Source organism: Thioalkalivibrio sp. ALE28 (assembly GCF_000377425.1).
Classification (GTDB): domain Bacteria; phylum Pseudomonadota; class Gammaproteobacteria; order Ectothiorhodospirales; family Ectothiorhodospiraceae; genus Thioalkalivibrio.
Genome location: NZ_KB898096.1, coordinates 164,914 through 190,037, shown reverse-complemented (window position 1 = coordinate 190,037; position 25,124 = coordinate 164,914). Strand labels below are relative to the sequence as shown.

Here is a 25,124-nt window from a genome sequence, read left to right as displayed (position 1 = left end):
ATGTGGTTTAGCCCCCGTGGGAGCCTGCTTGCAGGCGAATGCCCCTGCCAAAGCCAGACGCGGGCAGGGGCTTCGCCTGCAAGCAGGCTCCTACGGGGGGGCTGGACGGGCGTTTTGGTGATGGAACCCGACAGCCGTACTCGCTGGCGCTGCCGCCGCGGGATGCTGGAGAACGACTGGCTGCTCGGGCAGTTTCTCGCGCAGGGATATGCGCAACTGGACCAGGAGGGTCGCGATGCCTTCGAGCGCCTGCTCGACTACCCCGACAATGTGCTGCTGGACGTGGTCATGGGTCGCCAGACCACGGTGGACGACGGGATAGCCCGGCTTGTCCCGGCGATCCGCGCCGCCGCTGCGGCTGCACCTTCGGCCTGACCTGGTTCTTCCCCGGCTCGCGCTCGCGGGCCAGATCCTTCTGCTGCTGGCGGTCGTGGGGTACGTGCTCGCATACAGTCCGTTGTGGACATTGATGCCCGTGTTCGGGCTGGCGGTTGCCGGGTGGGTATGGCAAGGACGGACACGGCCGCCGCCCTGGGACTGGCTGGGCCAGACGCCCGATGGCGCGACGTGGCTGGCCACGGCCGAAGGACTGCGCCAGGAGCGGGTGGACTGGGTGGAGATCCTGCCCGATACCCGGGTGCTGCGCGGGATGGTGATCCTGGTGGTCCGGCTCCCGGAGACCGGTCGGGTCCGGCGTCTCTGGCTGCACGCGGGCCGGTTGCACCCCGAGGACCTGCGCCGCTTGCGCATGCGCCTGCGCTGGCCTCCGGGGCGCGAGGAAGCGGATCCCGGCTGGCGGGTGCGGCTTCGCGCTGGGCTGGAGCGGGGCGTTGCTATACTGGCCAAAAGCCGAGTACCCGGAGGCCCGAGCATGGCTGGACCCGACAATGCGCAGGTGATGGTGGACGTCTCGCATCTGCTGAGCGACGAGCCCGATCACGTCTACAGTGAAGAGGAACTCGACGCGATCGAGGAGCTGGACCCGGAACTCGCGCTGCGTCTGGACCGTGCCCAGACCCATGCGCAACGCGAGGCGGCGGACGTGCCCGCCGACGGTCCGATCGACGAGGACGCCGTGCGCGCCGCCATCGAGGAGGCTCGGCGCATCCTGATGCAGGACGGGGGCGATATCGAGTTCGTCGAACTCGATGGGCGCACCGTGCGGGTCCGGTTGAAGGGAGCCTGTGTCGGCTGCCCGCGTTCCACGCTGGATCTCAAGAATGTCGTCGAACGCCTGGTCCGCTCGCGGGCACCGGGCGTGGCCAGCGTCGCGAATACCTTCTGACGGCTGCCTTCAGGCCGGGCCGGAGCCCAGACGGCGCAGCAGTTGCCGGAGGCGTCCCGGCCCGAACCCGTGTACCCGCTTGAAAGCCTTGCGAAAGGCCGCCTCCGAGGTATAGCCCACCGCGTCCATCACGCTGGCGACCGACTCGCGGCCATCGCGCAGCAGCCGCTCGGCCAGGACCATTCGCCACTGCGTCAGATAGTCGATGGGGGTCTGCCCGACCAGGGTGTGAAACCGTTCGGCGAAGCTGCTGCGCGACATGGCCGCCTCGCTGGCGAGGCCTTCCAGGGTCCAGCTCGCCTCGGGCCGGGCGTGCAGGGCATCCAGCGCGCGGCGGATGCGGTCATCCGCCAGGGCCGCGATCAGGGATCCCTCCGAGTGCTCGCGCTGGGTGCAGATGTGATGGCGCACGGCCATCACGAACAGCGTATCCGCCAGACGATCCAGCACCGGCCGGTAGCCCGAGGAACGCTCCGCGAGTTCGATGTTCATGAGATCCGCCAGATGCGCCAGGCGTTCGCCCGATTCGCGACGGCGGATGATGATGTGGTCGGGGAGAGCGGCCAGGATCGGGTTGCGCCGGCCGGAATCGAACCCGAAGTGCCCGCACAGGAGCTGCGTGACCGGGGTGTCCGGCGGATCCGCACCCTCGACCAGCGTCAGGTGGTTGTCCCGATCGGGCACGGTGTCGCGGCTGGCCATCAGCTGCCAGTCGTCGTGGGGCAGCAACAGCAGATCGCCGGCCTCCATCCAGACCGGGGCCATATCCTCCATGTGCAGATAGCAGCCGCCTTCGCCGACCAGGTGAAAGCTGGCATTCCCCGAACCCGCAGTGCTGAGCTGCCACTCCCCGCACAGCCGCGGGTTGGTGTCGATGCGAGCCCGCAGGTTGTAAGCCGCGAGTACCGTCGACAGCACGTCTTCGTGGGGGCTGATATCCATCGAACGTCCTTTTCCCTTGTGGTTGGGATTCACCTTAGACCCTTACGCCCCCGGTTTCCGCGGTTTTGTGGTCGAGAGGAGGAGTCTGGACGCTCGAACATAAACGCTGGCGCCTGACCTCGCGTACTGGCGGCGCGGTCGGTCTAGGCTTTCATCCAGTAGCAGACGAAATGGAGAAGGGCATCATGGGCGCGACGGGAAACTTGATGGTACGGATACAGGGCTGGCTTGACTGGACGCGCGGCGCGGATTTCCTGGCGCCCTTGCTGTTGCGGCTTTACCTCGCCCCCATCTTCTGGATGGCGGGGACCAACAAGCTGGACGGGCTGCTGCCGAAGGAAAGCGTGGTGATGTGGTTCGGCAACGCGGACTGGGGCCTGGGCATGCCGTTCCCGTATCTGATGGTGTTGTTGTCGGCCTATGCCGAGGTGCTGGGCGCGATCGCGCTGCTGCTTGGGCTGGCCACGCGCTGGTTCTCCATCCCGCTGATGATCACGATGGTCGTGGCGGCGGTCACCGTGCATCTCGAACACGGCTGGCAGCGCATCTCCGACCCGATGATGTGTCTGTTCAACTGTTCCGGGATCGAGCAGGCGCAGATGCGCCTGGACCGGGCCAAGTCCATCCTGCAGGAACACGGCAACTATAACTGGCTGACCGAGACCGGGAACTTTGCCATCGTCAACAACGGGATCGAGATGGCCGCGACCTTTTTCGTGATGCTGCTGGTCCTGTTCTTCTGGGGGGCGGGGCGCTATGTCAGCATCGACTACTACATCCGTCGGAGGATGATGAGCAGGGGATAACACCAAGAGCTGTGCGAGCAGCCATTACTGAACGGGGCCGGGTTCTATAGCTCAAGGGTCTATAACCCAAGGATCTATAAGCCAAGGGTCCATAATCGCAAGACGAGGAGTGAAATCATGAAGAACGATCTGTTTTCCACCAAGACCCTCGCCGGGGCCGTCGGCAGCGCGGCGATCGGTATGGCCATGGCCACCAGCCCGGTGTTCGCATCGGCCGACCTGAACCACGGCTATCAGCAGGGTGGCCAGTCGCCGCTGATGCTGGCCGAAGGGGCCTGCGGAGAAGGTACCTGCGGCGGTGCCGGAGAACCCAAGGACAGCGAAGGTAGCTGTGGCGAAGGCACCTGCGGCGGATCCGGCGACGACAAGGATTCCGAAGGGGCCTGTGGCGAGGGGACCTGTGGCGGCTAGGAGCGTCAGGCCCGTCAACCCGGCCCGCGTCAGCGGTGCCGGGCTCGGTTTGCGGCGGGCCCTTCTGGGCCCGCTGGCCGAGGCCCCGGAGGCGACGGAACGCCTGGGCTTCTTCGAGGCGGCGCCGGAGAACTGGATGCACCTGGGCGGACGCCTGGGGCGCATCTTTCGCGAATATACCGAGGCCCAGCCCTTTGTCTGCCACGGGCTGTCCCTCGACATCGGCGGGCCGCGCCCGCTGGACCGAACCTTCCTGCAGGACCTGCGGACCTTCCTGGATACTCACGGGATCGAGGATTACAGCGAGCATCTCTCGGCCTGTGGCGATGGCCAGGGGCATCTGTATGACCTGATGCCGATCCCGTTTACCGAGGCGGCGGTGCACTACGTGGCCGACCGCGTACGTCAGGTACAGGACATCCTCGGGCGCCGGATGGCCCTGGAGAACGTCTCGTATTACACCCCGGTGGGGGCCGAACTCGACGAGATCACGTTTGTTCGCGCGGTGCTGGAGGAGGCCGACTGCGACCTGCTGCTGGACGTGAACAACGTGGTCGTCAACAGCATCAACCACGGCTACGCGCCGACCGAGTTTCTCGACGCGATGCCCCTGGAGCGGGTGCGCTATCTGCATATCGCGGGGCACGAGGCCGAGGCGCCGGATCTGCGCGTCGATACCCATGGCCAGCCGATCTGCAGCGATGTCTGGGATCTGCTGGGCGAGACCTACGCGCGCATCGGCCCGGTGCCGACGCTGCTCGAGCGTGATTTCAATTTCCCGCCGCTGGAGGAGCTCCTGGCGGAGACCAACCGCATCCGCGATATGCAGCTCCAGGCGCGGGCAGGGCAGGAAGAGCGTATCCTGCATGCCTGAGACCGATTTCCAGCAGATCCAGGCGGCATTCGCGCGGCATCTGCGCGACCCCGAACGCTACCCGGCGCCGGAAGGCATCGAGAGCCGGCGCCTGGAGATCTACCGGCGGCTGTTCTTCAACAACGTGGCGAACCTGCTGGCCAGGGGGTTTCCGGTCTTGCGCGGGTTGCTGGAAGCCGCCGCATGGGAACAGCTGGTACGCGATTTCTACCGTGATCATGGCAGCGAGACGCCGTACTTCCCGCAACTGGCGGCGGAGTTCGTGCGCTACCTGGCGGACGAGCGTTCGGCGCAGCCCGGCGATCCGCCGTTTCTGGCGGAACTGGCCCATTACGAGCGGGTGGAGACCGAGCTGGTCTACGCCGAAGACGTCTGCCCCGCGGACCTCGACCGCACCGGCGACCTGATGACCGGGGTCCCGGTGTTCTCCGCCACCGCGCGTCTGCTCGCCTACGAGTATCCGGTGCATCGCATCGGGGCGGAGTTCCAGCCGGAACAGCCGGGTGAGGTCCCGACCTATCTGCTGGCCTATCGCTCGGGCGAGGAGCGGGTGCGCTTCGCCGAGCTGAATCCGCTCGGTGCCCGCCTGCTGTGGCGTGTGCTCGAGGCGCCGGCGACGGGCGCCGAACAGATCCGTCGGGTGGCTGGCGATTTCGAACTGGAGGTCACCGATGACCTGGTCGCCAGTGGCCGCCAGCTCCTGGAGCACTACCGTGGCCTGGGCGCCATTGTGGGGACGCGGCCGGAAGGTGTTTCCGGCTGAGGGAGAGGGACTGGACGCCGGCACCGCAGACCCGGACGCCCGGGCATGGGAAAGGCCGGTGAAAGACGCTAGTTACTGAAACAGAAAGCCTTTGGGAAACATTGATCAGTGTTTCCCCGGTTTCAGTGAGGCGAGCGTCAATGGGCGGCAAGCTGAGGGGCTGGTTCAGGTATCTGGTAGACGGAGTCGGGCGTCGAGTGCCGAGGGCTGATGTCCTCCGGGTTCCTCGGCGGCACCGGATACGGGCCCAACTGCGCCGGCACAGCGTCGCCATGATCTCGCTGATGATCGCGATCTCCTCCCTCGGCTACAACACCTGGCGCAACGAGACATCGGAACTGCACCGCAACTGGCGCCAGGCGTCCTTCGAACTGACGCGCGAGATCAACGAACTCCAGCAGGTAGTTCTTTACCGGCGTTATTTCCATCCGGTCGAGAGCGATGTGCCAGCCGGGATTGGCGATGCGGAAACCTGGATACGGGGCTGGGGCCGCGCGGCCAGCGTACGGGATCTGACCTCCGTCCTACCGGATCCACTGCCGGCGCATGGGCTCCATCTGCACACTACCTGGGCGCAGCATGCGCGGCACCTGCACGGGGACGACGAATTGGCCCGCGAGGCGGAGGAGGCGCTGCTGACGGCTCTGGACGACACCCGCGACTCGGTTCTGGAGCTCATCCGGAATCTGCGGTGAGGCCGTGACCGGTGGTTCAGTAACCCAGCTCGAGCGCGGGCTCGTCGAGGGCGGCGGCCTGCTCGCGCAGGGTGAGGATGTGGTCTTCCCAGTAGCGCGGGGTGTAGAAGACCGGGAAGCCGTCGATGAAGGCCGGGTCGTCGGCGCGGCGGGCCAGCCAGGCGGCATGCCGCAGGATGCGCAGCGTGCGCAGCGGGGCGATCAGCCCAAGCTCGCGCCGATCCAGCGGCACGAAGGTCTCGTAGCCCTCCAGCAGGGCCTGCATCTGCCACGCCATCTCCGGGGGCTCGCCGGACAGGAACATCCACAGATCCTGCATCGCCGGACCGGTGCAGGCATCGTCCAGATCCACGAAGTGCGGCCCGTCGTCGGTCCACAGGATGTTGCCGGGATGGGTGTCGCCATGCAGGCGCAGCTGCTGGACCGGGCCAATGCTGTCGAGTGTGCGCTGGATGCGCTGGAGCAGGTCGGCGCTGAGGTCGCGGTAGACCGATTCCAGTTCCAGTGGCAGATAGCCGGAGGCGAGCACGGCCTGGCGCGCTTCCTCGCCACGTGGCACGGGATCCAGTACCGGACGCTCGCGAAAACGGTCGGCGCGCCCGACCTCGTGGATACGCGTGATGAAGCGGCCAATGCGCACCAGCGTCTCGCGCTGCTCCAGATCCGGCGCGCGGCCACCGCAGCGCGGGTAGACGGCGAACAGGAAGCCCGCGTGTTCCTGCAGCGTTTCGCCCCGGTCGTCCGCCAGCGGGGCAACCACCGGGACCTCGCGCGCGGCGAGTTCCTGGCTGAAGGCATGTTCCTCGCGGATGGCATCCGGCGACCAGCGTCCGGGCCGGTAGAACTTGGCGATTACCGGCGTGGCGTCCTCGATGCCGACCTGGTAGACCCGGTTCTCGTAGCTGTTCAGGGCCAGCAGGCGCCCGTCGCAGCGCAGACCGGTGGTCTCGACCGCGTCGAGGATGACCCCGGGCTTCAGTGCGTCGTACGGATGCGGTTGCGATGTGCTCATCCTTGCAGTGTACGGGTTTGCCGCGCATGGTTTCGCCGAGATGCACGCGAGGAACCGCGCTTGAACCGTTACTACTGGGGGCTGCTGGCCGCACTGACAGCTCTGGTCGGCGTCTGGCTGCTGGCTGGAGTAGGGACGGGGCTGGACGTCGAGAGCCTGAAGGCCGCACGCGGGGAGATCGAGGTGTGGCGGGATGCACGGCCCCTGTCCACGGCCGTGTTGTTCTTTGTGGTGTATGCGGTGGTCGCCGCGTTTTCCGTGCCGGGCATCGTGGTGATGACCCTGGCGGGCGGTGCCCTGTTCGGGGTGGTCTGGGGGACGTTGCTGTCGTCACTGGCCTCCACGCTGGGCGCAACGCTGACCTTCCTGGCAGCCCGCGCGCTGGCGCGCGATGCGGTGCAGCGGCGTTACGGCCGGCAGCTGGGGCGGATCAATGAAGGCTTCGTCCGCGAGGGCGCGTTCTATCTTTTCGCGTTACGGATGATTCCGGTGTTTCCGTTCCTGCTGGTGAATGCCGGGATGGGGCTCCTGCCGATCCGGACCTGGACCTATTTCTGGGTGTCGCTGGTGGGGATGCTGCCGGCCACGGTCGTTTTCGCCAATGCCGGTACGCAGCTGGGGCAGCTGCAGGGGCTGGACGGGCTACTGTCGCCGGTGCTGCTGCTGTCCCTGGCCGCGACGGGTGTGTTTCCGCTCCTGGCGCGCTGGGGCGTGACCGCGGTTCGCTCCCGGCGCCGGCACGCCGGCAGGGGCTGATTCGGGTACCGTATCTGCATGTGCGCATGTAGTGCGGATGCGCGGTAAGCTGTGACTTTGGAACGAGAGGCGCGGGATTGCAGTCTCAAGGCTTTCGGGATCGATTTGCCTGTCCGCCGAGTGCACTGCCAGGCCCAAGGAGAGTTAATTACATGACATTGAATATTCTTCTGCGCCAGGGTCAGGCGGCACTTCTCGCGCTGGGTCTGCTGGGGCTCGGCATGGCGGTGCAGGCGGAGGACGAGCCGCTGGATCGACCGATCGAAAAGGTGCTGGAGCCGATCCAGCTGACCGACCGGGTCTACTACTTCTATGGCTCGCTCGAGAACCGCACGCCGGTCAATCTGGGGTTCACCAACAACACCGGTTTTGTGGTCACGGACGAGGGCGTGGTGCTGATCGATTCGGGCCCGAGCTACAAGGTAGCCCAGCGCATGGAAAAGGCGATTGCCGGCGTGACCGACAAGCCGATCACGCACGTGATCTCCGTAGGCTCGCAGGACCATCGCTGGCTGGGGAACGGGTACTTCCACGAGCAGGGCGCGGAACTGGTGGCACTCCAGCGGACCGCGAGTACCCAGGCCGAACGGGGCGAGGGGCAAATCGCCTCGCTGGCCAACTCCGTGGGTGAGGAGGCGATGGAGGGCACCGAGCCGGTTCCGGCACCGAACCCCGTGGATGCCGATGAGTACACCCTGAGCGTGGGCGGCGTGGACTTCGAGCTGATCTATGCCGGGGATGCCCATTTCCCGGGTGACATCATGGTCCATCTGCCGGGCGAGGACGTCGTCTTTACCGGCGATATCGTCTATACCGAGCGCATGCTGGGGATTCATCCGTTCAGCAACCCGGTGGAAAAGCTGGAGGCCTTCCGGCACCTGGAGTCCATTGACCCGGAGATTGTGGTGCCGGGTCATGGCCGCGCGACGGATATGGCCGAGGCGCGCCAGGATACCGGTGATTACCTTGAGTTGCTGGTGCGCGAAGTGCGCGCGGGGATCGAAGACTGGGAATCCCTGAGCGAGGTGGTGGACCGACTCGCGGATCTGGAAGAGTTCAAGCATCTGCGTCATTACGATGACTGGCACCGCCCGAACGTGAACCGGACCTACCTGTTTATCGAAGGCAATATGTAAGTCGACCTCCGGGAGTCCCGGCAGCTGGCCGGGAAACCTGCCGACGGCGCGGGGCGTGTGATACGCTTCGCGCCGTTGTCGTTTCCGGCAATTCTAATCTTTATACACGCGACGTTCGACCCCGCGTATGGGTCGGCGAAGGAGCCTCGCAATGCCCGCAGTAACCCTCCCCGACGGCAGCCGCCGCGAGTTCGATCATCCGGTCACCGTGCTGGATGTGGCCAAGGACATCGGTCCGGGCCTCGCCAAGGCGACCCTGGCCGGCAAGGTGAATGGCCAGCTGGTCGATGCCCGCCACGAGATCGACGATGACGCCGAACTCGCGATCGTGACCGACCGCGACCCGGAGGGGGTGGAGATCATCCGGCATTCGACCGCGCACCTGATGGCGCAGGCGGTCAAGCAGCTCTTTCCCGAGGCCCAGGTCACCATCGGCCCGACCATCGAGAACGGCTTCTACTACGACTTTGCCTATGACCGCGGCTTCACGCCGGAGGATCTGGAGAAGATCGAGAAGCGGATGAAAGAGCTGGCCAAACAGGACCTGCCGGTGGAGCGCTCGCTGATGGATCGCGACGAGGCGGTGAAGTACTTCCGCGACATGGGCGAGGAGTACAAGGCCGAAATCATTGCCAGCATCCCGCAGGGCGAGAACATCTCGCTGTACAAGCAGGGCGACTTCGTCGACCTCTGCCGCGGCCCGCATATCCCGTCCACCGGCAAGCTGAAGGCCTTCAAGCTGACCAAGGTGGCCGGCGCCTACTGGCGCGGCGACTCTGACAACGAGATGCTGCAGCGCATCTACGGCACCGCCTGGCCGAACAAGGACCAGCTGAAGGAATACCTGGAACGCCTGAAAGAGGCCGAGCGCCGCGACCACCGCAAGATCGGCCAGGAGCTGGATCTGTTCTCGATCCAGGACGAGGCCGGCGGCGGCCTGGTGTTCTGGCACCCGAAGGGCGCGCGCATTCGCCGCGAGATCGAGAAGTACTGGTACGACATGCACGAGAAGGCGGGTTACGACTTCGTCGTGTCGCCGCACATCGCGAACCTGGAGCTGTGGAAGACCTCCGGCCACGCGGACTTCTACGCTGAGTCCATGTACGAGCCGATGGAGGACGAGCATCAGGCCTTCCAGCTCAAGCCGATGAACTGCCCGTTCCATGTGCTGATGTACAAGGACCGGCTGCACTCCTACCGCGACCTGCCGCTGCGCTGGGCGGAGATGGGCACGGTGTACCGCCGCGAGATGTCCGGTGCGCTGCACGGGCTGATGCGTGTGCGCGGTTTCACCCAGGACGACGCCCATATCTTCTGCCGCGAGGACCAGATCGAGGCCGAGGTGATGGCGGTGATCGACCTGACGCTGGAGGTCCTGCAGACCTTCGGCTTCGAGAAGTTCGACGTGAACCTCTCGACCAAGCCCGAGGACGCGGTCGGCTCCGACGCGATCTGGGAGCACGCGACCGCTTCGCTGCGCTCGGCGATCGAGAAGAAGGGGCTGAAGTATTCGGTGGACGAGGGCGGCGGTGCGTTCTACGGACCGAAGATCGACATCAAGATCCACGACGCGATCGGCCGCGAATGGCAGTGCTCCACGGTACAGCTGGACTTCAACCTGCCCGAGCGCTTCGACATGGAGTACGTGGCCGAGGACAACGAGCGCCGTCGCCCGATCATGATCCACCGCGCGCTGCTGGGGTCGGTGGAGCGCTTCTTCGGCGTGCTGATCGAGCACTACGCCGGGCACTTCCCGACCTGGCTGGCGCCGGTGCAGGCCGAGGTGCTGACCATTACCGAGCGCCAGGACGACTACGCCCGCGAGGTCACCAAGACGCTGCGGGACAAGGGTTTCCGGGTCGAGTCCGACTTGAGAAACGAGAAGATCGGCTTTAAGATTCGCGAGCACACGCTCAAGCGCGTGCCGTATCTGCTGGTCCTTGGAGACAAGGAAATGGAAAACGGGCAGGTCGCGGTACGCACGCGAAGCGGAGAAGACCTCGGCGTGATGAGTCTCGAGGCCTTCGGCGAGCGCCTCCGGGAGGAGGTCGCGAGTCGCCAACACTGAACCTTGAACTGGAGAGAAGGCTATTAGCGCAGCGAAAACGGTCCGCCTGAACGATCAGATCACCAGCCCGCAAATCCGACTGATCGACGCCGAGGGCGAGAATCGCGGCGTCTGCAGTACTGCAGAGGCCCTGGAAATGGCCGCGGAAAGCGGTCTGGACCTGGTCGAAATCTCGCCGAATGCCGAGCCGCCCGTGGCCCGGATCATGGACTACGGCAAGTACAAGTTCGAGCAGGCGAAGAAGGCGCAGGAAGCCAAGAAGAAGCAGAAGCAGATCCAGATCAAGGAAGTGAAGTTTCGTCCGGGTACGGACGAGGGCGACTACAACGTCAAGCTTCGCAACCTGCGCCGGTTCATCGAGGCCGGCGACAAGGGTAAGGTCACCATCCGCTTTCGCGGGCGCGAGATGCGCCACCAGGAACTCGGTGGCGAGCTGCTCGACAAGATCGAGCAGGACATGGCCGATATTGCGGTCGTGGAACAGCGCCCGAAGATGGAAGGGCGCCAGATGATCATGGTGCTGACCGGCAAGAAGAAGTAGGCCGGTCAGACAACAAGGGCGGTCGGGTCTCCGCATACCCGTATCGCCTTTTCACAAACGGCCGGCCCGAATCGGGTACGGCCCCAAATGCCGGAGAGAGTAATGCCGAAGATCAAGACCAATCGGGGTGCGGCCAAGCGCTTCACCCGTACCGGGTCGGGGAAGTTCAAGCGGTTCCAGTCGCACCGCAGCCACATCCTGACCAAGAAGCCTACCAAGCGTAAGCGTCACCTGCGCAGTCCGGCGATGGTGCACGAGTCGGATGCCCCGGCCGTGCGCAAGCTGCTGCCGTACCGTTGAACTGACCGAGGAATCGAGACATGCCACGAGTCAAGCGCGGTGTAACCGCTCACGCCCGTCACAAGAAGGTCCTGAAGCAGGCCAAGGGCTACTACGGCGCCCGGAAGAACGTCTTCCGCGTTGCCAACCAGGCCGTCATCAAGGCCGGCCAGTACGCCTACCGTGACCGTCGCCAGAAGAAGCGCCAGTTCCGGTCGCTGTGGATCGTCCGCATCAATGCGGCGGCCCGTCAGTTCGATCTCTCCTACAGCCGCCTGATGGCGGGTCTGAAGAAGGCCGAGATCGAGATCGACCGCAAGAGCCTGGCCGATCTGGCCGTGCACGACCTGACCGCCTTCGGCAAGATCGCCGAAAAGGCCAAGGCCGCACTGCCGGCCTGAGCAGGATCCTGCAGGATTACCCGCCGGGCACTGCCTGGCGGGTCCCGGAAAGGGGAGGGTCGACGCCCTCCCTTTTTTGTTTCGGGAACAGGGAACACCGGGACGGCGGGTAAGCCGTCGCCCATCATTTTCGGGGAACGCACGTGGAGCAACTGCAACAGCTCGTCGCCGAGGCGCGCGACCGCATCGAGGCGGCCACCGACCTGAAGGCGCTGGATGAGGTCCGGGTGCAGTACCTGGGCAAGAAGGGGTCGATTACCGCCCAGTTGAAGGAACTCGGCAAGCTGACGGCGGAGGAACGCCCCGCCGCGGGCCAGAAGGTGAACGAAGCCAAGGCCGAGGTCGCCGGTCTGATCGAGGCGCGCAAGGAAGCGCTGGCGCAGGCGGCCCTGGCGGATCAGCTGGCCAGCGAGCGGGTGGACGTGACGCTGCCGGGGCGCCGGCCGGGGCCGGGTGCCCTGCACCCGATCACGCAGACGCTTGAACGAATCGAGACCTTCTTTGCCGGTCTCGGATTTCGCGTGGCCGAGGGACCGGAGGTGGAGGACGACTTCCACAACTTCGAGGCCCTGAATATCCCCGAGCATCACCCGGCGCGGGCCATGCACGACACGTTCTACTTCGACGCCCATCGGGTGTTGCGTACGCATACCTCGCCGGTGCAGATCCGGACCATGGAGGAGCAGAAGCCGCCGCTGCGGGTGATCGCGCCCGGGAGGGTGTATCGCTGTGATTCCGATCTGACCCACAGCCCGATGTTCCATCAGGTGGAAGGGCTGTGCGTGGATACCGATATCACCTTCGCGGATCTGCGCGGTGTACTGAGCGCGTTCCTGCAGGCCTTTTTCGACCGTGATGATCTGGCCACCCGGTTTCGGCCCTCCTACTTCCCGTTCACCGAACCCTCGGCGGAGGTGGACATCCAGTGCGTGCACTGCGGTGGGGAGGGGTGTCGGGTGTGCAGCCATACCGGCTGGCTGGAGGTGATGGGCTGCGGGATGGTGCATCCGAACGTGCTGGGGCACGTCGGAATCGATTCCGAGCAGTACACGGGCTTTGCCTTCGGGCTGGGGGTGGAGCGCATGGCGATGTTGCGCCACGGCGTGAACGATCTCCGGCTGTTCTTCGACAACGATATCCGCTTCATCGGGCAATTCGGGCAGACAGGCTAATGCGTATCAGTGTGCAGTGGCTGCAGGAATGGCTGCAGATCGACGAAACCCCGGAGGCGCTGGGGCATCGCCTGACCATGGCGGGGCTGGAGCTGGACGCCCAGGAACCGGCGGCCCCGGATTTCAGCGGCGTGCGGGTGGGTCATGTCCTTTCGGTGGAGCCGCATCCGGATGCCGATCGCCTGCGCGTGTGCCGGGTCGCGGCCGGCGCGGCGGAGCCGCTGACCATCGTTTGCGGGGCGCCCAATGTCCACGAGGGGATGCGGGCGCCGGTGGCCGTGGTCGGCGCGGTCCTGCCCGGCGACTTCCGGATCAAGCGCTCGAAGCTGCGCGGGGTCGCCTCCGAAGGCATGCTCTGCTCGGCGCGCGAGCTGGGCCTGTCCGAAGATGCGGCGGGGCTGATGGTGCTGCCATCGGATCTGGAGGCCGGCCGGGACCTGCGCGAGGCCCTGGGGCTGGACGACACCATCCTCGAGGTGGACCTGACCCCGAATCGGGCGGATTGCCTGGGGATGCGGGGCATTGCCCGCGAATGCTCGGCCTTGCTGGATCGCCCGCTGCGGGCCCCGGATATGCCGGGCGTGCAGGTGGCCAGCGAAGCCCGTGTGGCCATCGAGGTCCGCGATGCGGAGGCCTGCCCGCTGTATGCGGCGCGGGTGCTGGAGGGGCTGGACGCGAAGGCCGCCACGCCGGTCTGGATGGCGGAACGCCTGCGGCGTGCCGGGGTGCGTCCGCTAAGCGCCATCGTGGATGTGACCAACTACGTCATGCTGGAACTGGGCCAGCCCCTGCATGCCTTTGATGCCGGGCGCGCCGGCGAACGGATCATCGTGCGCCGCGGGGAAGAGGGCGAATCCCTGATCCTGCTGGGAGGCGAGCAGACGGCGAAGCTGTCGCCCAGAGACGTGGTGATTGCTGGAGAGGATGGGCCGCTGGCCCTGGCCGGGGTGATGGGCGGGGCCGCGAGTGCGGTCGACGACAGCACCACGCGGGTAATCCTCGAGTGCGCTCATTTTACCCCGCGTGCCCTGGCCGGCCGCGCCCGGGCCCACGGTTTGCACACCGATGCCTCGCACCGCTTCGAGCGCGGGGTCGATCCCACCCTGGTGCCGCGGGCCATGGAGCGCGCCACGGAGCTACTGCTGGCGATCTGCGGTGGGCAGTGCGGCCCGGTCGAGCAGGCCGGCGAGACGCCGGCTCCGCACCGGGAGAACGCGATCACCCTGCGCCCGGAGCGGGTCCAGCGCCTGCTGGGGGTCACACTCGATACCGCCGAGATCGAACGCATCCTGCGGGCGCTGGACTGCGAGGTCGAGGCGGCCGGTAATGGCTGGTCGGTGCGGGCGCCGCGCGCGCGGTTCGATCTGGAACGCGAGGAGGACCTGATCGAGGAGCTGGCGCGGGTGCACGGCTACGATGCCCTGCCGCAGACCCTGCCGACGCCCGTGGCGCCGGTGACCCCGGACAATGCCCTGCGGTCACTGCGCGACGGGCTCGCGCGCCGCGGGTTTCACGAGATCATCAGCTTCAGCTTTGTTGCGGCGGACACGGCCCGGGCGTTCTATCCGGACGTCGAACCCCTGGCCCTGGCCAATCCCATCTCGTCCGACCTGGCAGTGATGCGCTCCGGGCTGTGGCCGGGACTGGTAACCACCGCGGCGTACAACCAGGCCCGCCAGCAACCGGATCTGCGGCTGTTCGAGCATGGTCTGCGGTTTGTGCCGGATGCCTCGGGCTTGCGCCAGGAGGCACGCCTGGCCGGTCTGCTCGGTGGCCGGGCGGCACCGGAGCACTGGGAAGGGACACCGAGAAAGATGGATTTCTTTGACGCGAAGGGGGTAGTGGAGACCCTCTGCGAGCGGCTCTCCGGGGAGCTGGGCTTCCGTATGGAACGGCACCCGGCGCTGCATGATGGTCAGTCAGCGCGCGTCCTGGTGGATGGCCAGGCGATTGGCTGGGTCGGGCGGTTGCACCCCTCCCTGTGCGAGCGATTCGACGTGGAGCCCGTCTACCTGTTCGACCTGGACGCGGTCGCCGTGGCCCGCGCGCCGGTGGCCCAGTTCAGCCCGCTGTCGCCCTATCCGTCGATCCGGCGCGATCTGGCGGTGGTGGTCGGCGAATCGGTCGCCGCCGGCGACGTGCTGGCGGCCATCCGGGAGCTGGACCTGGAGCTGGTGCAGGATGTCCGCCTGTTTGATCTGTACCAGGGCAAGGGCTTGAATCCGGACGAGAAGAGCCTGGCTTTGGGCTTGATTTTACGGGCTTTTGATCGCACCCTAGGCGAACAGGATGTGGCTGGCGTCACCGACGCGGTGATGCAGCATCTCCAGGCCCGGTTCAACGCAACCCTGAGACAATAAGGCGATGGCAGCTGTTACCAAGGCGGATCTTGCCGCCGTGCTAAACGAGGAACTGGGTCTCAACAAGCGGGAGGCCAAGGAATTCGTCGAGATGTTCTTCGAGGAAATGCGCCAGTCGCTGGAAGCAGGCGAGGGCGTAAAACTCTCGGGCTTCGGCAACTTCATCCTGCGCGACAAGAACCAGCGTCCGGGACGCAATCCGAAGACGGGCGAGGAGATCCCGGTATCCGCGCGACGTGTGGTTACCTTCCGCCCGGGGCAAAAACTGCGCGAGCGGGTAGAGAGCTATGCTGGAGGCGAGTAACCACCAGGAACTGCCCGCGATTCCGGGCAAGCGCTACTTCACGATCGGCGAGGTGGCGGAGCTGTGCCAGGTCAAGCCGCACGTGCTGCGCTACTGGGAGCAGGAATTCCCGATGCTGGCGCCGGTGAAGCGCCGCGGGAACCGCCGCTACTATCAGCGCCAGGACGTGATCCTGATCCGCCAGATCCGGGCTCTGCTGTACGAGGAGGGCTACACGATCAATGGGGCCCGCCAGAAGCTCTCCGGTGATGAGGCGAAGGGCGATCGCCAGCAGGCCCAGCAGATCATCCAGGACACCATCTCCGAGCTCGAGTCCGTACTGCGCACGCTCCGCGCCTGACCTTCCCGGCACCCGTGTTCAGAAAGGCCTTTTGAACCACAGAGGGCACAGAGTTCACGGAGAAGATCGTTAGGGCCTGACCGCGGATAACTACCCTGGGTGTCGGTATGTGGTCTGGCCGAACGCCTTAACGGGTGGCGGGTTGCGCCCTATCGGGCCCACTCCGTCCTCCGAATCCGGCATCCATCGATGCCTTCCGTTCCCTCGCGTTTCTCTGTGTCCTCCGTGCACTCTGTGGTGAACTAAACAGCCGTGTGCCGTGGTGGGCGCTCGGTTCGCTTTGACGGTGTTGGGTGCTTTCGTGACGGCGGGGAATCGGATATAGTTCGCGGCTTCGGGGCGTGGCGCAGTCTGGTAGCGCATCTGCATGGGGTGCAGAGGGTCGCAGGTTCAAATCCTGCCGTCCCGACCAAACGGGAAGCATCAAAAAGGCCGCTTGTAGCGGCCTTTTTTGTGTCTGACGTCCGAGTTTGTCCGGGCGGGTCTATTCCATCGAGCGGCGACGCGCCTCGCGCTGGTAATGCAGCAAGGCGAGGTTGGTCTGGCGCTCCAGCCACTGGGTCATCCCGACAATCTCGAAGCCGGCGTATTCGTAGCCCTCCCGCGTACTGCGCCGCCGGTTGGCCAGGCGCAGGTCGCCCGAGAGCCGCTCACTGACGTCGGGGAGCAGCAGATTGGTGAACGCGAGGGTGGTGCCGGTCTCCAGCGTGTCGAGCGTGGCCGTGGCCAGCTCGATGCACATGCCCTGGCCCGAGAGATCGACGAGCTCGCCGATGACCGGGTCCTTCCAGCCGGGCGCGCGCAGTTCGATCTGCGGGCGCTGGGCCATGGGGATGTGAACGCGGAAGGTTTCGCGGCGCTGGAGATGCTCCAGTGTTTCGGGGTAGGGGCAGGCGTACAGGGCGCCGCCTTCTTCATGTTCGATACGGGCCACGGTGGTGGAGAAGCGTACGGCCACGCCGCGCAGCGCGGCGAATACCCGCAGGGGCATACCGGAGGTGACATGCTGGTGCGCGCGCGGCGGATTCAGTTCGTCGAGAAAGAGTTCCTTCGCGGCGGGGTCCAGCCGGACCAGGGCCGAAGTGTACAGCGGGCCGTCGGCGTCGAGCCGGACGCTGACCAGGGTGAGCTTGTGGTCCAGGTCCTTGAGAATGCCGGCGATCCGGTCCGGCTTGTCGACCGTGTAGTCGGTTTCGTCCATGCGTCCGTGACGTTAGCTGGGTGTGAGGACGCAAGGTACTGGTCGAGCATCCGAAATGCCAGCATCGGTGCGAATAAGCTGCATCAGGCTTGTGTGATACGGCGTCCGCCACGGGTGTTGGGGCGGGTGCGCCCGTAGGGGTCGTAGGTCGCCGCCGGGCCGGCCTCTTCGCCGCGCAGGATCTGCATGGAGAGCTCCACGCGCTGGCGATCGCGATCGATCAGGCGTGCGTTGCCCTGGTTGAGGGTGTTGCAGCGCTCGATGGACTGGCGCAGGGCCTGCCAGTGATCGTTGAGGACGGCACCGTCGTCCATGCGCGAGAGCAGGCGGGCCATGCCCTCGGGTGTGAATGACTCGCTCGCGGCCTCGGCGATAGCGCGCTGCTGGCGGGTCTCGGTCTCGAGTTCCTGCAGCAGCCCCTGCTTGGTTGCCACGACCTCCTGCAGGGTCTCCGGGGTGCGCGCCTCGACCGCGCGGGTCTCCTGGATCAGGGCCTCTTCCAGTTGGTGGGCCAGCCGGATCGAGGTTTCCAGGGAGCGCAGCAGGCGATGGCGCGTGTCGGTGTTCATCGGTGAGGTCCGTGATTAGCGCAGCAGGCGCTCGAGGTCGATCATGCGGTCGGCCAGCTGTTCGTTGTCCACCGGGTAGTTGCCGCTGGCGATCGCCTCGCGCAGCTCGGCCACACGCGCCGCGTCGAACGGGGCGTTCTCGCCGGCGCTGGCGGCCGAACTCATCGCCTGGGCGGCGCCGGTCAGGGTAAGCGAATCGTTACCGGTGGTCGCGGCGCTATCCGACCCTTGCGCCCGGTTGGGCGCGCCGCTGGAGTCCTCGCGGCCCTTGACCGTGGAGCTCTGGCCGTCGGGGCGCAGACTGTTCGTATTGAGGCCCTTGATATCCATTGTGCCGTCCTGTCGTTGTAACTGTGCTGCAAGTGTTTACGGCCGCGTGTGCTGAAACTGTAGCCCTGTGGCGGTGGTTTTTGTAACACCGATCACAGAGTCGGCATCAAAGTGTCACCCGGACGTGCCCGGAGGGCTGGATTTCGCCCTCGACCACGCGCCCGGACGAGGTGTTCTTGACCCGGATGCGGTCCCCGAGGCTGCCGTTTTCCAGGGCCTCGCCCTGCATGCGGATGGCGATCGAGCCGTTTTCGGCAAGGATCGTGACCCGCTGGCCGCGGCTGACGATCTCGCGCTGGGTGACGTGCTGTGTGCCGATGATCTGGCCCGGACGAATGCTGCGCCGGGTCTGCTGACCGATGAGGGCCGACTTGTCTTCATGATAACTGCCCGCGTGGCGTGACGTCTCGATGCGCTGGAAGCGCAGATCGCCGCTGGTCAGCGTGTGCTGGCGAGGGAGGTTGCGACTGGCCACCAGCACCTGAGCGTAACGTTCCACCGTGGCCGGGACATACAGCTGCCAGGTGACCGGGCCCGCACACTGAAGGTGGATCGCGGTATTGCCGTCGCGGCGGCCGCCGGGCGGGAAACGGGCGTTGAGTCCGTCATGGCAGTAGGCCAGCCGGAGCCGGTTGTCGAGCTGGCCGATCTCGATATTGATGTCGTCGCTATGTTCGGCGTCCAGCTCCTGCAACAGAAACTGTTCCGCGGCCGCGCGGATCTCCGCAACGGGGTGGATCTCGGCGTGGGCCGGCACGGAGAGCGCGAACCACGCCACGAGAGCCATGAGCCCCATGGGGATGCAGCGTGATGTACAGGTTGTATGTGGATGCATATGCCGGTCCTCGCCGCCCGAGGGAATACCCCGGGTCTGCCGCGTCCGTTCGCGGACCCGAAGCTATGCAGGTTTGATGCCAGTTGTCCGGGCGGTGCCCGACTCAAGGCCCGGCGTTCAATGCCGTTATCCCTGGGAAGCGGCGCCAGAAGGCGCATACAGGCGATTGCAAATGACAGCCCGGGGGTGCGCGGTGCACACTGAGCTCCCGGGAGCGGCTCGCGGCAGATGGGCGCGGGACAAGGAGAGCAGCACCATGAGTCAATTCATTGACGATGTGAACCAGCGAACGCAGCTGGTGGGTCAGAACCGGATGGAACTGCTGCTGTTCCAACTGGGTGGATCACAGACCTTCGGAATCAACGTGTTCAAGGTGCGCGAGGTGATCCCGTCGCCGCCGCTGCGCCAGATCCCGGGGTCGATGAGTGTGGTGCGCGGTGTGGCTACGCTGCGGGGCGGCACGGTGCCGATTATCGATCTGGCGCGCGCCATGGGCCTGCGCAGCGCGGCCGGTGCCAGCGACAGCGGCGACCAGAAGGTGGTGGTCACCGAGTTCAACCGTTCGGTTCAGGGGTTCTGGGTGTCGGCCGTGGACCGGATCGTGAATGTGAACTGGCAGGACGTGAAGTCCCCTCCGCGTGGTACGGGGCGCGAGTCCTTCCTGGTCGCGGTCACCGAGATCGACAACAAGCTGGTCGAGATCATCGACGTGGAACGGGTGCTTTCGATCGTCAATCCTCTGCCGACCGAGGTCTCCGAGTCCATCCGAGCGGACGCCACGCCAGCGGGGGGGAGCAAGGTCGTGATCGTTGACGACTCGGTCGTGGCGCGCAAGCAGATCGAGGGGGCGATTCGCGGTCTCGGGTTCGAATACGAGGTTTTCAAGGATGGTCAGGAGGCGCTCGACTTCCTGGAGCAGAAGGCCGGGGAGGGCCCGGTTCGCGACCAGATCGAGCTGGTGATCTCGGACATCGAGATGCCACGCATGGACGGCTATACGCTGACGGCGCGGATCCGGGACAATCCCGCCCTGAAAGATCTGAAGGTGCTGCTGCATTCCTCGTTGAGCGGCGAGTTCAATACCGACATGGTCAAGCGCGCCGGGGCCGATGCGTTTCTCTCGAAATTCAACCCCGACGAACTGGCCAACGCGGTGCTCGACCAGACCGGGCGCGAGGATCAACAGGTCGAATGACCGCCGGGGGGAACGGGGTTGCCGCCCGGCAAGGCCGGGGCGGCGTCACATGGCCGACAAGGGCCCAGTGTCGTGTCCCGCCTGCGACACCGTATACTGAAACCCGCTACCGGGGATTCCCCCTGCGTTTCGTGGCGCGGGCGCCGCTGTCAAGGACTCGTCATCAGGATGCTAATCACCATGGACTGTGCTCGGGGATGAACCGGTGATCGATTCCCGCGATTACGAGGAGTTTTCCCGCTTCCTGCAGGACTGCTGCGGCCTGGTGCTGGGTGACAGCCGTCAGTATCTGGTGTCGAGCCGACTGTCCCGGCTGCTCGACGAGTTCGACTTCAAGAGCGTGCCGGAGCTCCTGCACGCGATGCGGCAAGCCCCGAATCCGCGGCTGCGCACCCGTGTGATCGACGCGATGACGACCAACGAAACCTCGTGGTTTCGCGATGGCTTTCCGTTCGAGATCCTCCGGCATGTGTTGTTGCCGGAGCTGGCTGCGAAGGGAAGCAGCATCAAGGTCTGGTCTTCCGGCTGTTCCAGTGGCCAGGAGGCCTACAGCATCTCCATGGTCGTCTCCGAGTGGGAGGAATCCCGCCCCCCGCGCAAGGTGCCGGTATCCATCCTGGGGACGGACCTGTCGGAGAAGATCCTGGATGACGCCCGGCGGGCGGTCTACGACGGCCTGAGTATTGTGCGCGGGTTGAGCGAGAGCCGCCGCGCGCGCTTCTTCGAGACCGTGACGGACGGCCACAAGGTCGTTCCCGAGGTGCAGCGGCGCTGTCGTTTTCAGAAGCTCAACCTGATCGACAGCTACGCGGCACTGGGCAAGTTCGACCTGGTGTTCTGCCGCAACGTGCTGATCTATTTCTCCGGCGAGACCAAGCGACAGGTTCTTGACGGTATTGCCCGGCAGATGAATCCGGGCGGCTATCTGTTTCTTGGCGCTTCGGAGACGGCCGGCCCGTACACCAAGGCCTTCGAGACGGTTCGCACCGACTACGGCTCGGTCCTCCGGCTCAAATCCTGACGCCCCTCCGTCGCAGGGCCGCCAGGTCCGAAACGCCCGCGCAATGCGGCCGCGACTCGAATTGCCCCCTTCCCACGTTTCCCGCTAAGGGCGTCCCCAGCCGAGACGGATTCCCGTCGCTGGCATAGCGATTGCATCGGTCTCCTCGCAAAGGGCCGCAATGGCTGCGTCCCGGTTCTGGTAGCGAGGGTCCGCCACGGGCGGACAGGACGGAAACGATGAGTCTCTCTCTCGACAAGGCGATGGGCATCCTGCCGCAGGCGGTCAACGTGCGCGCCCAGCGCATGGAGCTGCTGGCCTCCAACATCGCCAATGCGGACACCCCGAACTACAAGGCGCGCGATATCGACTTTCGCGCGGTGCTCGAGTCCGCGGCGGGGAGCGGCAATCACTTGCCCATGGCGCGTAGCCAGGCGGCGCATATCGACCCCAATGCCGGGGCGATGAACGGGCAGGCCGAGGCGCTTTATCGCGTCCCGTCGCAGGCGTCCCTGGATGGCAACACGGTGGATCCGCAGATGGAACGTGCCGCCTTTGCCGAGAACGCGATCCAGTACCAGAGCAGTCTGGAATTCCTTAATCGCCGGGTCTCCGGCATCCGCGAAGCCCTGAGGGGCGACCGTTAACGCGGGCCTGATCGGGAGATCGATGTCGTGAGCAACATGTTCAGTCTGTTCAATACCTCGGCTTCGGCGCTGTCGGCGCAGTCGGTGCGCCTGAATACCGTCGCCTCGAATCTGGCCAACGCGAACACCGCCGCCACCAACCCGGACGAAGCGTATCGCGCCAAGCAGGTGCTGTTCCAGAGCGTGATGGATCAGGCCAACCCGAATGGTGCGGCGACGTCCGTGCGGGTGGCCGGCGTGACCGAGTCGCAGGCCCCGCCACAGGCCCACTACGAGCCGCACCATCCGCAGGCGAACGAGGAGGGCTACATCTTCCGCCCGGCGATCAGCGTGGTCGAGGAGATGGCCAACATGATGTCCGCCTCGCGCAACTACGAAGCGAACGTCGAGGTGATGGAGACCTCGCGTCAGCTGCTCCAGCGCACATTGCAGATCGGCCAAGGCTAGAGGAGCCCGCCATGACACAGATTTCCCCCGAATTGCTGGATCGCCTCGGCCTGTCGCGCCCGGAGAAGAAGCCGGAAGGCGAGATGGACCGCCTCGGGCAGTCCGACTTCCTCAAGCTGATGACCACCCAGCTGGAGAACCAGGACCCGATGGAGCCGATGGATAACGGTGATTTCCTCGGCCAGATGGCGCAGTTCTCCACCGTGACCGGCATCGAGCAGCTGTCCAAGTCCTTCGAGAAGCTGGCGCAGTCCCTGGGGCAGAACCAGACGCTGCAGGCGGCTTCGCTGGTTGGCAAGGATGTACTGGTGCCCGTCGAGTTTGGCGAACTGGGGCCCGACGGGCGGGTGAACGGCGCGGTCGATCTGGAGCGCGCCACCGAAGAGCTGCAGATCGACGTGTACAGCCCGAATGGCGAGCGCATTCGCCGCATGAATATGGGCGCTGCCGGCAGCGGCCTGCAGGAGTTCACCTGGGACGGCATGCGCGACGACGGCACCTTCGCGCCACCGGGCGTCTACGAATTCAAGGCCACGGCCCGCTCCGGGACCCAGTCGGAGGCCGTGGATACCTTTCTGGATGCCCGCGTGGAAAGCGTCGCGGTGGGCAGTGACTCCGGGCTGGCACTGACCGTGCAGGGCCTGGGCGAGATCAGCTTTTCGGATGTACGGCGGATTGGCGGCTGACGCCCCGCAACAAGAACCCTGACGGAGGAAACACCCCATGCCCTTCAATATCGGATTGAGCGGACTCAACGCGGCCCAGGCCGATCTGCAGACCACCGGTAACAATGTGTCCAACTCGGGGACCACGGGGTTTAAACGTTCCCGTGCCGAGTTCGGCGATGTGTTCGCCCAGAGCTTCGGCGGGATCAGCCAGACAGCCATCGGCTCCGGCACACGACTGCAGGCGGTCACCCAGCAGTTCTCGCAGGGACGGACCGAGTTCACCGAGAACGGCCTGGACCTGGCGATCAACGGCGAGGGCTTCTTCGTCCTGAACGACCAGGGCAGCACGGTGTACAGCCGGGCGGGGGCCTTCCAGGTCGACCGCGACGGGTACCTGGTGAACAACCAGGGCCTGCGCCTGCAGGGCTATGACGAGGCGGGTGGTACGAATCTCGGGGACTTGCGTCTGCAAACCGATACGGCCGCGCCCCAGGCCACCGAGAATCTCGAGGCACTGATCAATTTGCGTTCGGATGCGCCGGCCTTGAGCGCCGATCCGGCGGATTTCGATCTCGAGGATCCGGAGACCTACAACTTCTCGACCTCGCTCACGATGTATGACTCTCTGGGCATTGCGCGGGACGCCAACATCTACTTCGTCAAGACGGGGCAGAACGAGTGGAATGCCCATGTGGCGGTACGCAGGGAGGACGGTTCGCTGCAGGAGGTCGATTATCCCGGCGGGGTAGACGCCCTGGCTTTGCAGTTTGGATCGGACGGCGCGTTGGCCGCTGTGGTTCCGGACCCCGATGGTTTGACCGTTCCAGGAGCGACCTTGGATGGGGCGGATGATTTGGTCTTCGATATCGACTTCGACGGTACGACCCAGTTCGGCGGAGATTTTTCCGTCAATGACCTGAACCAGGACGGTTTTGCCTCTGGACAGCTCACCGGTATCGACATCGATCAAACCGGCGTGGTGTTCGCTCGTTTCACCAATGGGCAGTCGACGGAGCTGGGTCAGCTTGCGCTGGCGAATTTCCCCAATCCGCAGGGCCTGGAACAGCTGGGTGACAACAACTGGGCCGAAACCTTTGCAGCAGGTGATGTGCGCCTGGATCGGCCCGGATCCAGCAACTTGGGGTCGGTGCAGGCTGGGGCGCTGGAGGCCTCGAACGTGGATATCGCCCAGGAGCTGGTGAACCTGATCACCGCGCAGCGCAACTTCCAGGCGAATGCGCAGACGATCTCCACGGCCGACCAGGTTACCCAGACGATCATCAATATCCGCTAAGTATCGGATAAGTTGGTAAAGAGGGCTTGAGCATGGATCGATTTCTGTACATCGCGATGTCCGGTGCGAAGGAGACGATGCACGCACAGGCCATCAACAATCACAACCTCGCCAACGCCAATACCGACGGCTTCCGCCAGGCCCTGGCCACCGCGGATACGGTGCCGGTACGCGGCCCGGGCTATGCCTCGCGGGACTACACCCAGGTGGGTAACGAGGCGGTGGATTTCAGCAAGGGCAAGATGCAGAGCACCGGCCGTGATCTGGACATCGCCATCGAGGGCGAGGGGTTCATCGCGGTGCAGGGACCGGAAGGGGAGGAGGGCTATACCCGGGCCGGTTCGCTGCATGTGGATGCCTTCGGCCTGCTGCGCACCGCGCAGGGCCACCAGGTCCTGGGGGATGGCGGGCCGATTGCCATCCCGCCGGCGGAGCAGATCGAGATCGGCACCGACGGGACGATCAGCGTGCGCCCGCTGGGTGTGGGTCCGGAGGCCCTGGCGGCGGTGGAACGCATCCGCCTGGTCAACCCGGATACGGACGAGCTCCAGCGGGGTGATGACGGTCTGTTCCGCCTGGCGGATGGCGGCGAGGCGCCGGCGGATGCCGAGGTGCGCGTCGTCTCCGGGATGCTGGAGGGCAGCAACGTGAACACGGTGGAGGCCCTGACCCGAATGATCGAGCTGTCCCGTCACTTCGAGATGCAGGTGAAGATGATGGACAGCGCCAACACGCTGGAACAGAGCAGTAACCGCTTGCTGGGCCTCGGGTAATTTCCCGGGACTCGCGCGGC

General features: G+C 65.5%; 30 protein-coding genes and 1 tRNA gene. 25 read left to right on the top strand and 6 right to left on the bottom strand.

Annotation, left to right across the window (positions count from 1 at the left end; genetic code table 11):
• Positions 1-120 precede the first annotated feature (120 nt).
• Together D105_RS0105995 and D105_RS0105990 are read left to right on the top strand one after the other, a co-directional pair.
• Complete coding sequence (locus tag D105_RS0105995; protein ID WP_019583600.1) at positions 121-375, top strand: succinate dehydrogenase assembly factor 2; 255 nt, start codon at positions 121-123, stop codon at positions 373-375.
• The gene (locus D105_RS0105990; RefSeq protein WP_081619281.1) at positions 329-1,285 is read left to right on the top strand and encodes a NifU family protein; all 957 of its coding nucleotides are present in this window, start codon (positions 329-331) and stop codon (positions 1,283-1,285) included. The genes D105_RS0105995 and D105_RS0105990 overlap by 47 nt, the downstream gene beginning before the upstream one ends.
• A gap of 9 nt (positions 1,286-1,294) precedes the next feature.
• Here the strand turns inward: D105_RS0105990 and D105_RS0105985 are convergent, their stop codons facing one another.
• Positions 1,295-2,227 carry an AraC family transcriptional regulator gene (locus tag D105_RS0105985; RefSeq protein ID WP_018877835.1) on the bottom strand — a complete coding sequence of 311 codons (933 nt, stop codon included), beginning with the start codon at positions 2,225-2,227 and terminating at the stop codon, positions 1,295-1,297.
• A gap of 170 nt (positions 2,228-2,397) precedes the next feature.
• Between D105_RS0105985 and D105_RS0105980 the strand changes: the two genes are divergently transcribed.
• The 5 genes from D105_RS0105980 (at position 2,398) to D105_RS0105960 (ending at position 5,776) form a co-directional block, all read left to right on the top strand.
• Positions 2,398-3,033 carry a DoxX family protein gene (locus D105_RS0105980; RefSeq protein WP_018867311.1) on the top strand — a complete coding sequence of 212 codons (636 nt, stop codon included), beginning with the start codon at positions 2,398-2,400 and terminating at the stop codon, positions 3,031-3,033.
• Between the two features lie 117 nt (positions 3,034-3,150).
• On the top strand, positions 3,151-3,444 hold the full coding sequence (locus D105_RS0105975) for a hypothetical protein (RefSeq protein WP_018867312.1): 294 nt from the start codon (positions 3,151-3,153) through the stop codon (positions 3,442-3,444).
• Entirely contained in the window at positions 3,434-4,318 is an 885-nt protein-coding gene (locus D105_RS0105970) for a DUF692 domain-containing protein (RefSeq protein ID WP_026279281.1), read from the top strand. Before D105_RS0105975 ends, D105_RS0105970 begins: the two co-directional genes overlap by 11 nt.
• The gene (locus D105_RS0105965) at positions 4,311-5,081 is read left to right on the top strand and encodes a DUF2063 domain-containing protein (protein WP_018867314.1); all 771 of its coding nucleotides are present in this window, start codon (positions 4,311-4,313) and stop codon (positions 5,079-5,081) included. The genes D105_RS0105970 and D105_RS0105965 overlap by 8 nt, the downstream gene beginning before the upstream one ends.
• A 272-nt stretch (positions 5,082-5,353) precedes the next feature.
• Complete coding sequence (locus D105_RS0105960) at positions 5,354-5,776, top strand: hypothetical protein (protein WP_018867315.1); 423 nt, start codon at positions 5,354-5,356, stop codon at positions 5,774-5,776.
• Between the two features lie 16 nt (positions 5,777-5,792).
• Here D105_RS0105960 and D105_RS0105955 read toward each other — a convergent pair whose 3' ends face one another.
• On the bottom strand, positions 5,793-6,788 hold the full coding sequence (locus D105_RS0105955; RefSeq protein ID WP_018876830.1) for a serine/threonine protein kinase: 996 nt from the start codon (positions 6,786-6,788) through the stop codon (positions 5,793-5,795).
• A 60-nt stretch (positions 6,789-6,848) separates the two neighbouring features.
• Between D105_RS0105955 and D105_RS0105950 the strand changes: the two genes are divergently transcribed.
• From D105_RS0105950 to D105_RS0105900, 11 genes are all read left to right on the top strand, one after another.
• The gene (locus D105_RS0105950) at positions 6,849-7,544 is read left to right on the top strand and encodes a TVP38/TMEM64 family protein (RefSeq protein WP_018876829.1); all 696 of its coding nucleotides are present in this window, start codon (positions 6,849-6,851) and stop codon (positions 7,542-7,544) included.
• 152 nt (positions 7,545-7,696) lie between these two features.
• Entirely contained in the window at positions 7,697-8,680 is a 984-nt protein-coding gene (locus D105_RS0105945; protein WP_018877834.1) for an MBL fold metallo-hydrolase, read from the top strand.
• Positions 8,681-8,831: 151 nt separating this feature from the next.
• Positions 8,832-10,748 carry a threonine--tRNA ligase gene (gene thrS, locus D105_RS0105940; RefSeq protein ID WP_018867319.1) on the top strand — a complete coding sequence of 639 codons (1,917 nt, stop codon included), beginning with the start codon at positions 8,832-8,834 and terminating at the stop codon, positions 10,746-10,748.
• Between the two features lie 22 nt (positions 10,749-10,770).
• Positions 10,771-11,289 carry a translation initiation factor IF-3 gene (gene infC, locus D105_RS0105935; protein ID WP_081618407.1) on the top strand — a complete coding sequence of 173 codons (519 nt, stop codon included), beginning with the start codon at positions 10,771-10,773 and terminating at the stop codon, positions 11,287-11,289.
• 102 nt (positions 11,290-11,391) lie between these two features.
• On the top strand, positions 11,392-11,589 hold the full coding sequence (rpmI, locus tag D105_RS0105930; protein ID WP_017942014.1) for a 50S ribosomal protein L35: 198 nt from the start codon (positions 11,392-11,394) through the stop codon (positions 11,587-11,589).
• A 20-nt stretch (positions 11,590-11,609) separates the two neighbouring features.
• A complete protein-coding gene (gene rplT / locus D105_RS0105925; RefSeq protein WP_017925358.1) occupies positions 11,610-11,969 on the top strand; it encodes a 50S ribosomal protein L20 in 360 nt (119 codons plus the stop codon).
• A 143-nt stretch (positions 11,970-12,112) separates the two neighbouring features.
• Positions 12,113-13,141 (top strand): phenylalanine--tRNA ligase subunit alpha, encoded by a 1,029-nt coding sequence (pheS, locus tag D105_RS0105920; protein WP_018877833.1) that lies wholly within the window; start codon positions 12,113-12,115, stop codon positions 13,139-13,141.
• Positions 13,141-15,501 carry a phenylalanine--tRNA ligase subunit beta gene (gene pheT / locus D105_RS0105915; protein WP_018877832.1) on the top strand — a complete coding sequence of 787 codons (2,361 nt, stop codon included), beginning with the start codon at positions 13,141-13,143 and terminating at the stop codon, positions 15,499-15,501. Before pheS ends, pheT begins: the two co-directional genes overlap by 1 nt.
• A gap of 4 nt (positions 15,502-15,505) precedes the next feature.
• On the top strand, positions 15,506-15,805 hold the full coding sequence (locus D105_RS0105910; protein ID WP_018867323.1) for an integration host factor subunit alpha: 300 nt from the start codon (positions 15,506-15,508) through the stop codon (positions 15,803-15,805).
• Positions 15,789-16,145 carry a MerR family transcriptional regulator gene (locus D105_RS0105905; RefSeq protein WP_018867324.1) on the top strand — a complete coding sequence of 119 codons (357 nt, stop codon included), beginning with the start codon at positions 15,789-15,791 and terminating at the stop codon, positions 16,143-16,145. Before D105_RS0105910 ends, D105_RS0105905 begins: the two co-directional genes overlap by 17 nt.
• A gap of 335 nt (positions 16,146-16,480) precedes the next feature.
• A tRNA-Pro gene (locus D105_RS0105900) sits at positions 16,481-16,557 on the top strand.
• Between the two features lie 72 nt (positions 16,558-16,629).
• On the opposite strand, the gene D105_RS0105895 is transcribed toward D105_RS0105900, so the two are convergent.
• The 4 genes from D105_RS0105895 to flgA form a co-directional block, all read right to left on the bottom strand.
• A complete protein-coding gene (locus tag D105_RS0105895) occupies positions 16,630-17,346 on the bottom strand; it encodes a flagellar brake protein (protein ID WP_018867325.1) in 717 nt (238 codons plus the stop codon).
• A gap of 83 nt (positions 17,347-17,429) precedes the next feature.
• A complete protein-coding gene (locus tag D105_RS0105890; protein WP_018867326.1) occupies positions 17,430-17,915 on the bottom strand; it encodes a flagella synthesis protein FlgN in 486 nt (161 codons plus the stop codon).
• A 15-nt stretch (positions 17,916-17,930) separates the two neighbouring features.
• Positions 17,931-18,245 carry a flagellar biosynthesis anti-sigma factor FlgM gene (gene flgM / locus D105_RS0105885; protein WP_018877831.1) on the bottom strand — a complete coding sequence of 105 codons (315 nt, stop codon included), beginning with the start codon at positions 18,243-18,245 and terminating at the stop codon, positions 17,931-17,933.
• Between the two features lie 106 nt (positions 18,246-18,351).
• Positions 18,352-19,041, bottom strand: a complete 690-nt coding sequence (flgA, locus tag D105_RS0105880) for a flagellar basal body P-ring formation chaperone FlgA (protein ID WP_018877830.1) — start codon at positions 19,039-19,041, stop codon at positions 18,352-18,354.
• A 295-nt stretch (positions 19,042-19,336) separates the two neighbouring features.
• Between flgA and D105_RS0105875 the strand changes: the two genes are divergently transcribed.
• The 7 genes from D105_RS0105875 (at position 19,337) to flgF (ending at position 25,104) form a co-directional block, all read left to right on the top strand.
• A complete protein-coding gene (locus D105_RS0105875) occupies positions 19,337-20,275 on the top strand; it encodes a chemotaxis protein CheV (RefSeq protein WP_018877829.1) in 939 nt (312 codons plus the stop codon).
• Positions 20,276-20,480: 205 nt separating this feature from the next.
• On the top strand, positions 20,481-21,296 hold the full coding sequence (locus tag D105_RS0105870) for a protein-glutamate O-methyltransferase CheR (protein ID WP_026279283.1): 816 nt from the start codon (positions 20,481-20,483) through the stop codon (positions 21,294-21,296).
• Between the two features lie 218 nt (positions 21,297-21,514).
• Positions 21,515-21,922 (top strand): flagellar basal body rod protein FlgB, encoded by a 408-nt coding sequence (gene flgB / locus D105_RS0105865; RefSeq protein ID WP_038028802.1) that lies wholly within the window; start codon positions 21,515-21,517, stop codon positions 21,920-21,922.
• A 27-nt stretch (positions 21,923-21,949) separates the two neighbouring features.
• Complete coding sequence (gene flgC / locus D105_RS0105860; RefSeq protein WP_018876821.1) at positions 21,950-22,369, top strand: flagellar basal body rod protein FlgC; 420 nt, start codon at positions 21,950-21,952, stop codon at positions 22,367-22,369.
• 11 nt (positions 22,370-22,380) lie between these two features.
• Positions 22,381-23,055 carry a flagellar hook assembly protein FlgD gene (locus D105_RS0105855; protein ID WP_018867333.1) on the top strand — a complete coding sequence of 225 codons (675 nt, stop codon included), beginning with the start codon at positions 22,381-22,383 and terminating at the stop codon, positions 23,053-23,055.
• A 37-nt stretch (positions 23,056-23,092) separates the two neighbouring features.
• Positions 23,093-24,331, top strand: coding sequence for a flagellar hook protein FlgE (flgE, locus tag D105_RS0105850; RefSeq protein WP_018877827.1), 1,239 nt, complete (start codon positions 23,093-23,095; stop codon positions 24,329-24,331).
• A gap of 32 nt (positions 24,332-24,363) precedes the next feature.
• Positions 24,364-25,104: a flagellar basal-body rod protein FlgF gene (gene flgF / locus D105_RS0105845; RefSeq protein ID WP_018877826.1), complete on the top strand. Its 741-nt coding sequence runs from the start codon at positions 24,364-24,366 to the stop codon at positions 25,102-25,104.
• Positions 25,105-25,124: the final 20 nt, after the last annotated feature.

Excerpts from the sequence above, each read along its gene's own strand:
- D105_RS0105995 (WP_019583600.1), top strand. The coding sequence starts at position 121 with ATGGAACCCGACAGCCGTACTCGCTGGCGCTGCCGCCGCGGGATGCTG.
- D105_RS0105985 (WP_018877835.1), bottom strand. The coding sequence starts at position 2,227 with ATGGATATCAGCCCCCACGAAGACGTGCTGTCGACGGTACTCGCGGCT.
- D105_RS0105980 (WP_018867311.1), top strand. The coding sequence starts at position 2,398 with ATGGAGAAGGGCATCATGGGCGCGACGGGAAACTTGATGGTACGGATA.
- D105_RS0105975 (WP_018867312.1), top strand. The coding sequence starts at position 3,151 with ATGAAGAACGATCTGTTTTCCACCAAGACCCTCGCCGGGGCCGTCGGC.
- D105_RS0105965 (WP_018867314.1), top strand. The coding sequence starts at position 4,311 with ATGCCTGAGACCGATTTCCAGCAGATCCAGGCGGCATTCGCGCGGCAT.
- D105_RS0105960 (WP_018867315.1), top strand. The coding sequence starts at position 5,354 with ATGATCTCGCTGATGATCGCGATCTCCTCCCTCGGCTACAACACCTGG.
- D105_RS0105955 (WP_018876830.1), bottom strand. The coding sequence starts at position 6,788 with ATGAGCACATCGCAACCGCATCCGTACGACGCACTGAAGCCCGGGGTC.
- D105_RS0105945 (WP_018877834.1), top strand. The coding sequence starts at position 7,697 with ATGACATTGAATATTCTTCTGCGCCAGGGTCAGGCGGCACTTCTCGCG.
- thrS (WP_018867319.1), top strand. The coding sequence starts at position 8,832 with ATGCCCGCAGTAACCCTCCCCGACGGCAGCCGCCGCGAGTTCGATCAT.
- rpmI (WP_017942014.1), top strand. The coding sequence starts at position 11,392 with ATGCCGAAGATCAAGACCAATCGGGGTGCGGCCAAGCGCTTCACCCGT.
- rplT (WP_017925358.1), top strand. The coding sequence starts at position 11,610 with ATGCCACGAGTCAAGCGCGGTGTAACCGCTCACGCCCGTCACAAGAAG.
- pheT (WP_018877832.1), top strand. The coding sequence starts at position 13,141 with ATGCGTATCAGTGTGCAGTGGCTGCAGGAATGGCTGCAGATCGACGAA.
- D105_RS0105910 (WP_018867323.1), top strand. The coding sequence starts at position 15,506 with ATGGCAGCTGTTACCAAGGCGGATCTTGCCGCCGTGCTAAACGAGGAA.
- D105_RS0105905 (WP_018867324.1), top strand. The coding sequence starts at position 15,789 with ATGCTGGAGGCGAGTAACCACCAGGAACTGCCCGCGATTCCGGGCAAG.
- D105_RS0105895 (WP_018867325.1), bottom strand. The coding sequence starts at position 17,346 with ATGGACGAAACCGACTACACGGTCGACAAGCCGGACCGGATCGCCGGC.
- D105_RS0105890 (WP_018867326.1), bottom strand. The coding sequence starts at position 17,915 with ATGAACACCGACACGCGCCATCGCCTGCTGCGCTCCCTGGAAACCTCG.
- flgM (WP_018877831.1), bottom strand. The coding sequence starts at position 18,245 with ATGGATATCAAGGGCCTCAATACGAACAGTCTGCGCCCCGACGGCCAG.
- flgA (WP_018877830.1), bottom strand. The coding sequence starts at position 19,041 with ATGGGGCTCATGGCTCTCGTGGCGTGGTTCGCGCTCTCCGTGCCGGCC.
- D105_RS0105875 (WP_018877829.1), top strand. The coding sequence starts at position 19,337 with ATGAGTCAATTCATTGACGATGTGAACCAGCGAACGCAGCTGGTGGGT.
- flgB (WP_038028802.1), top strand. The coding sequence starts at position 21,515 with ATGAGTCTCTCTCTCGACAAGGCGATGGGCATCCTGCCGCAGGCGGTC.
- D105_RS0105855 (WP_018867333.1), top strand. The coding sequence starts at position 22,381 with ATGACACAGATTTCCCCCGAATTGCTGGATCGCCTCGGCCTGTCGCGC.
- flgE (WP_018877827.1), top strand. The coding sequence starts at position 23,093 with ATGCCCTTCAATATCGGATTGAGCGGACTCAACGCGGCCCAGGCCGAT.
- flgF (WP_018877826.1), top strand. The coding sequence starts at position 24,364 with ATGGATCGATTTCTGTACATCGCGATGTCCGGTGCGAAGGAGACGATG.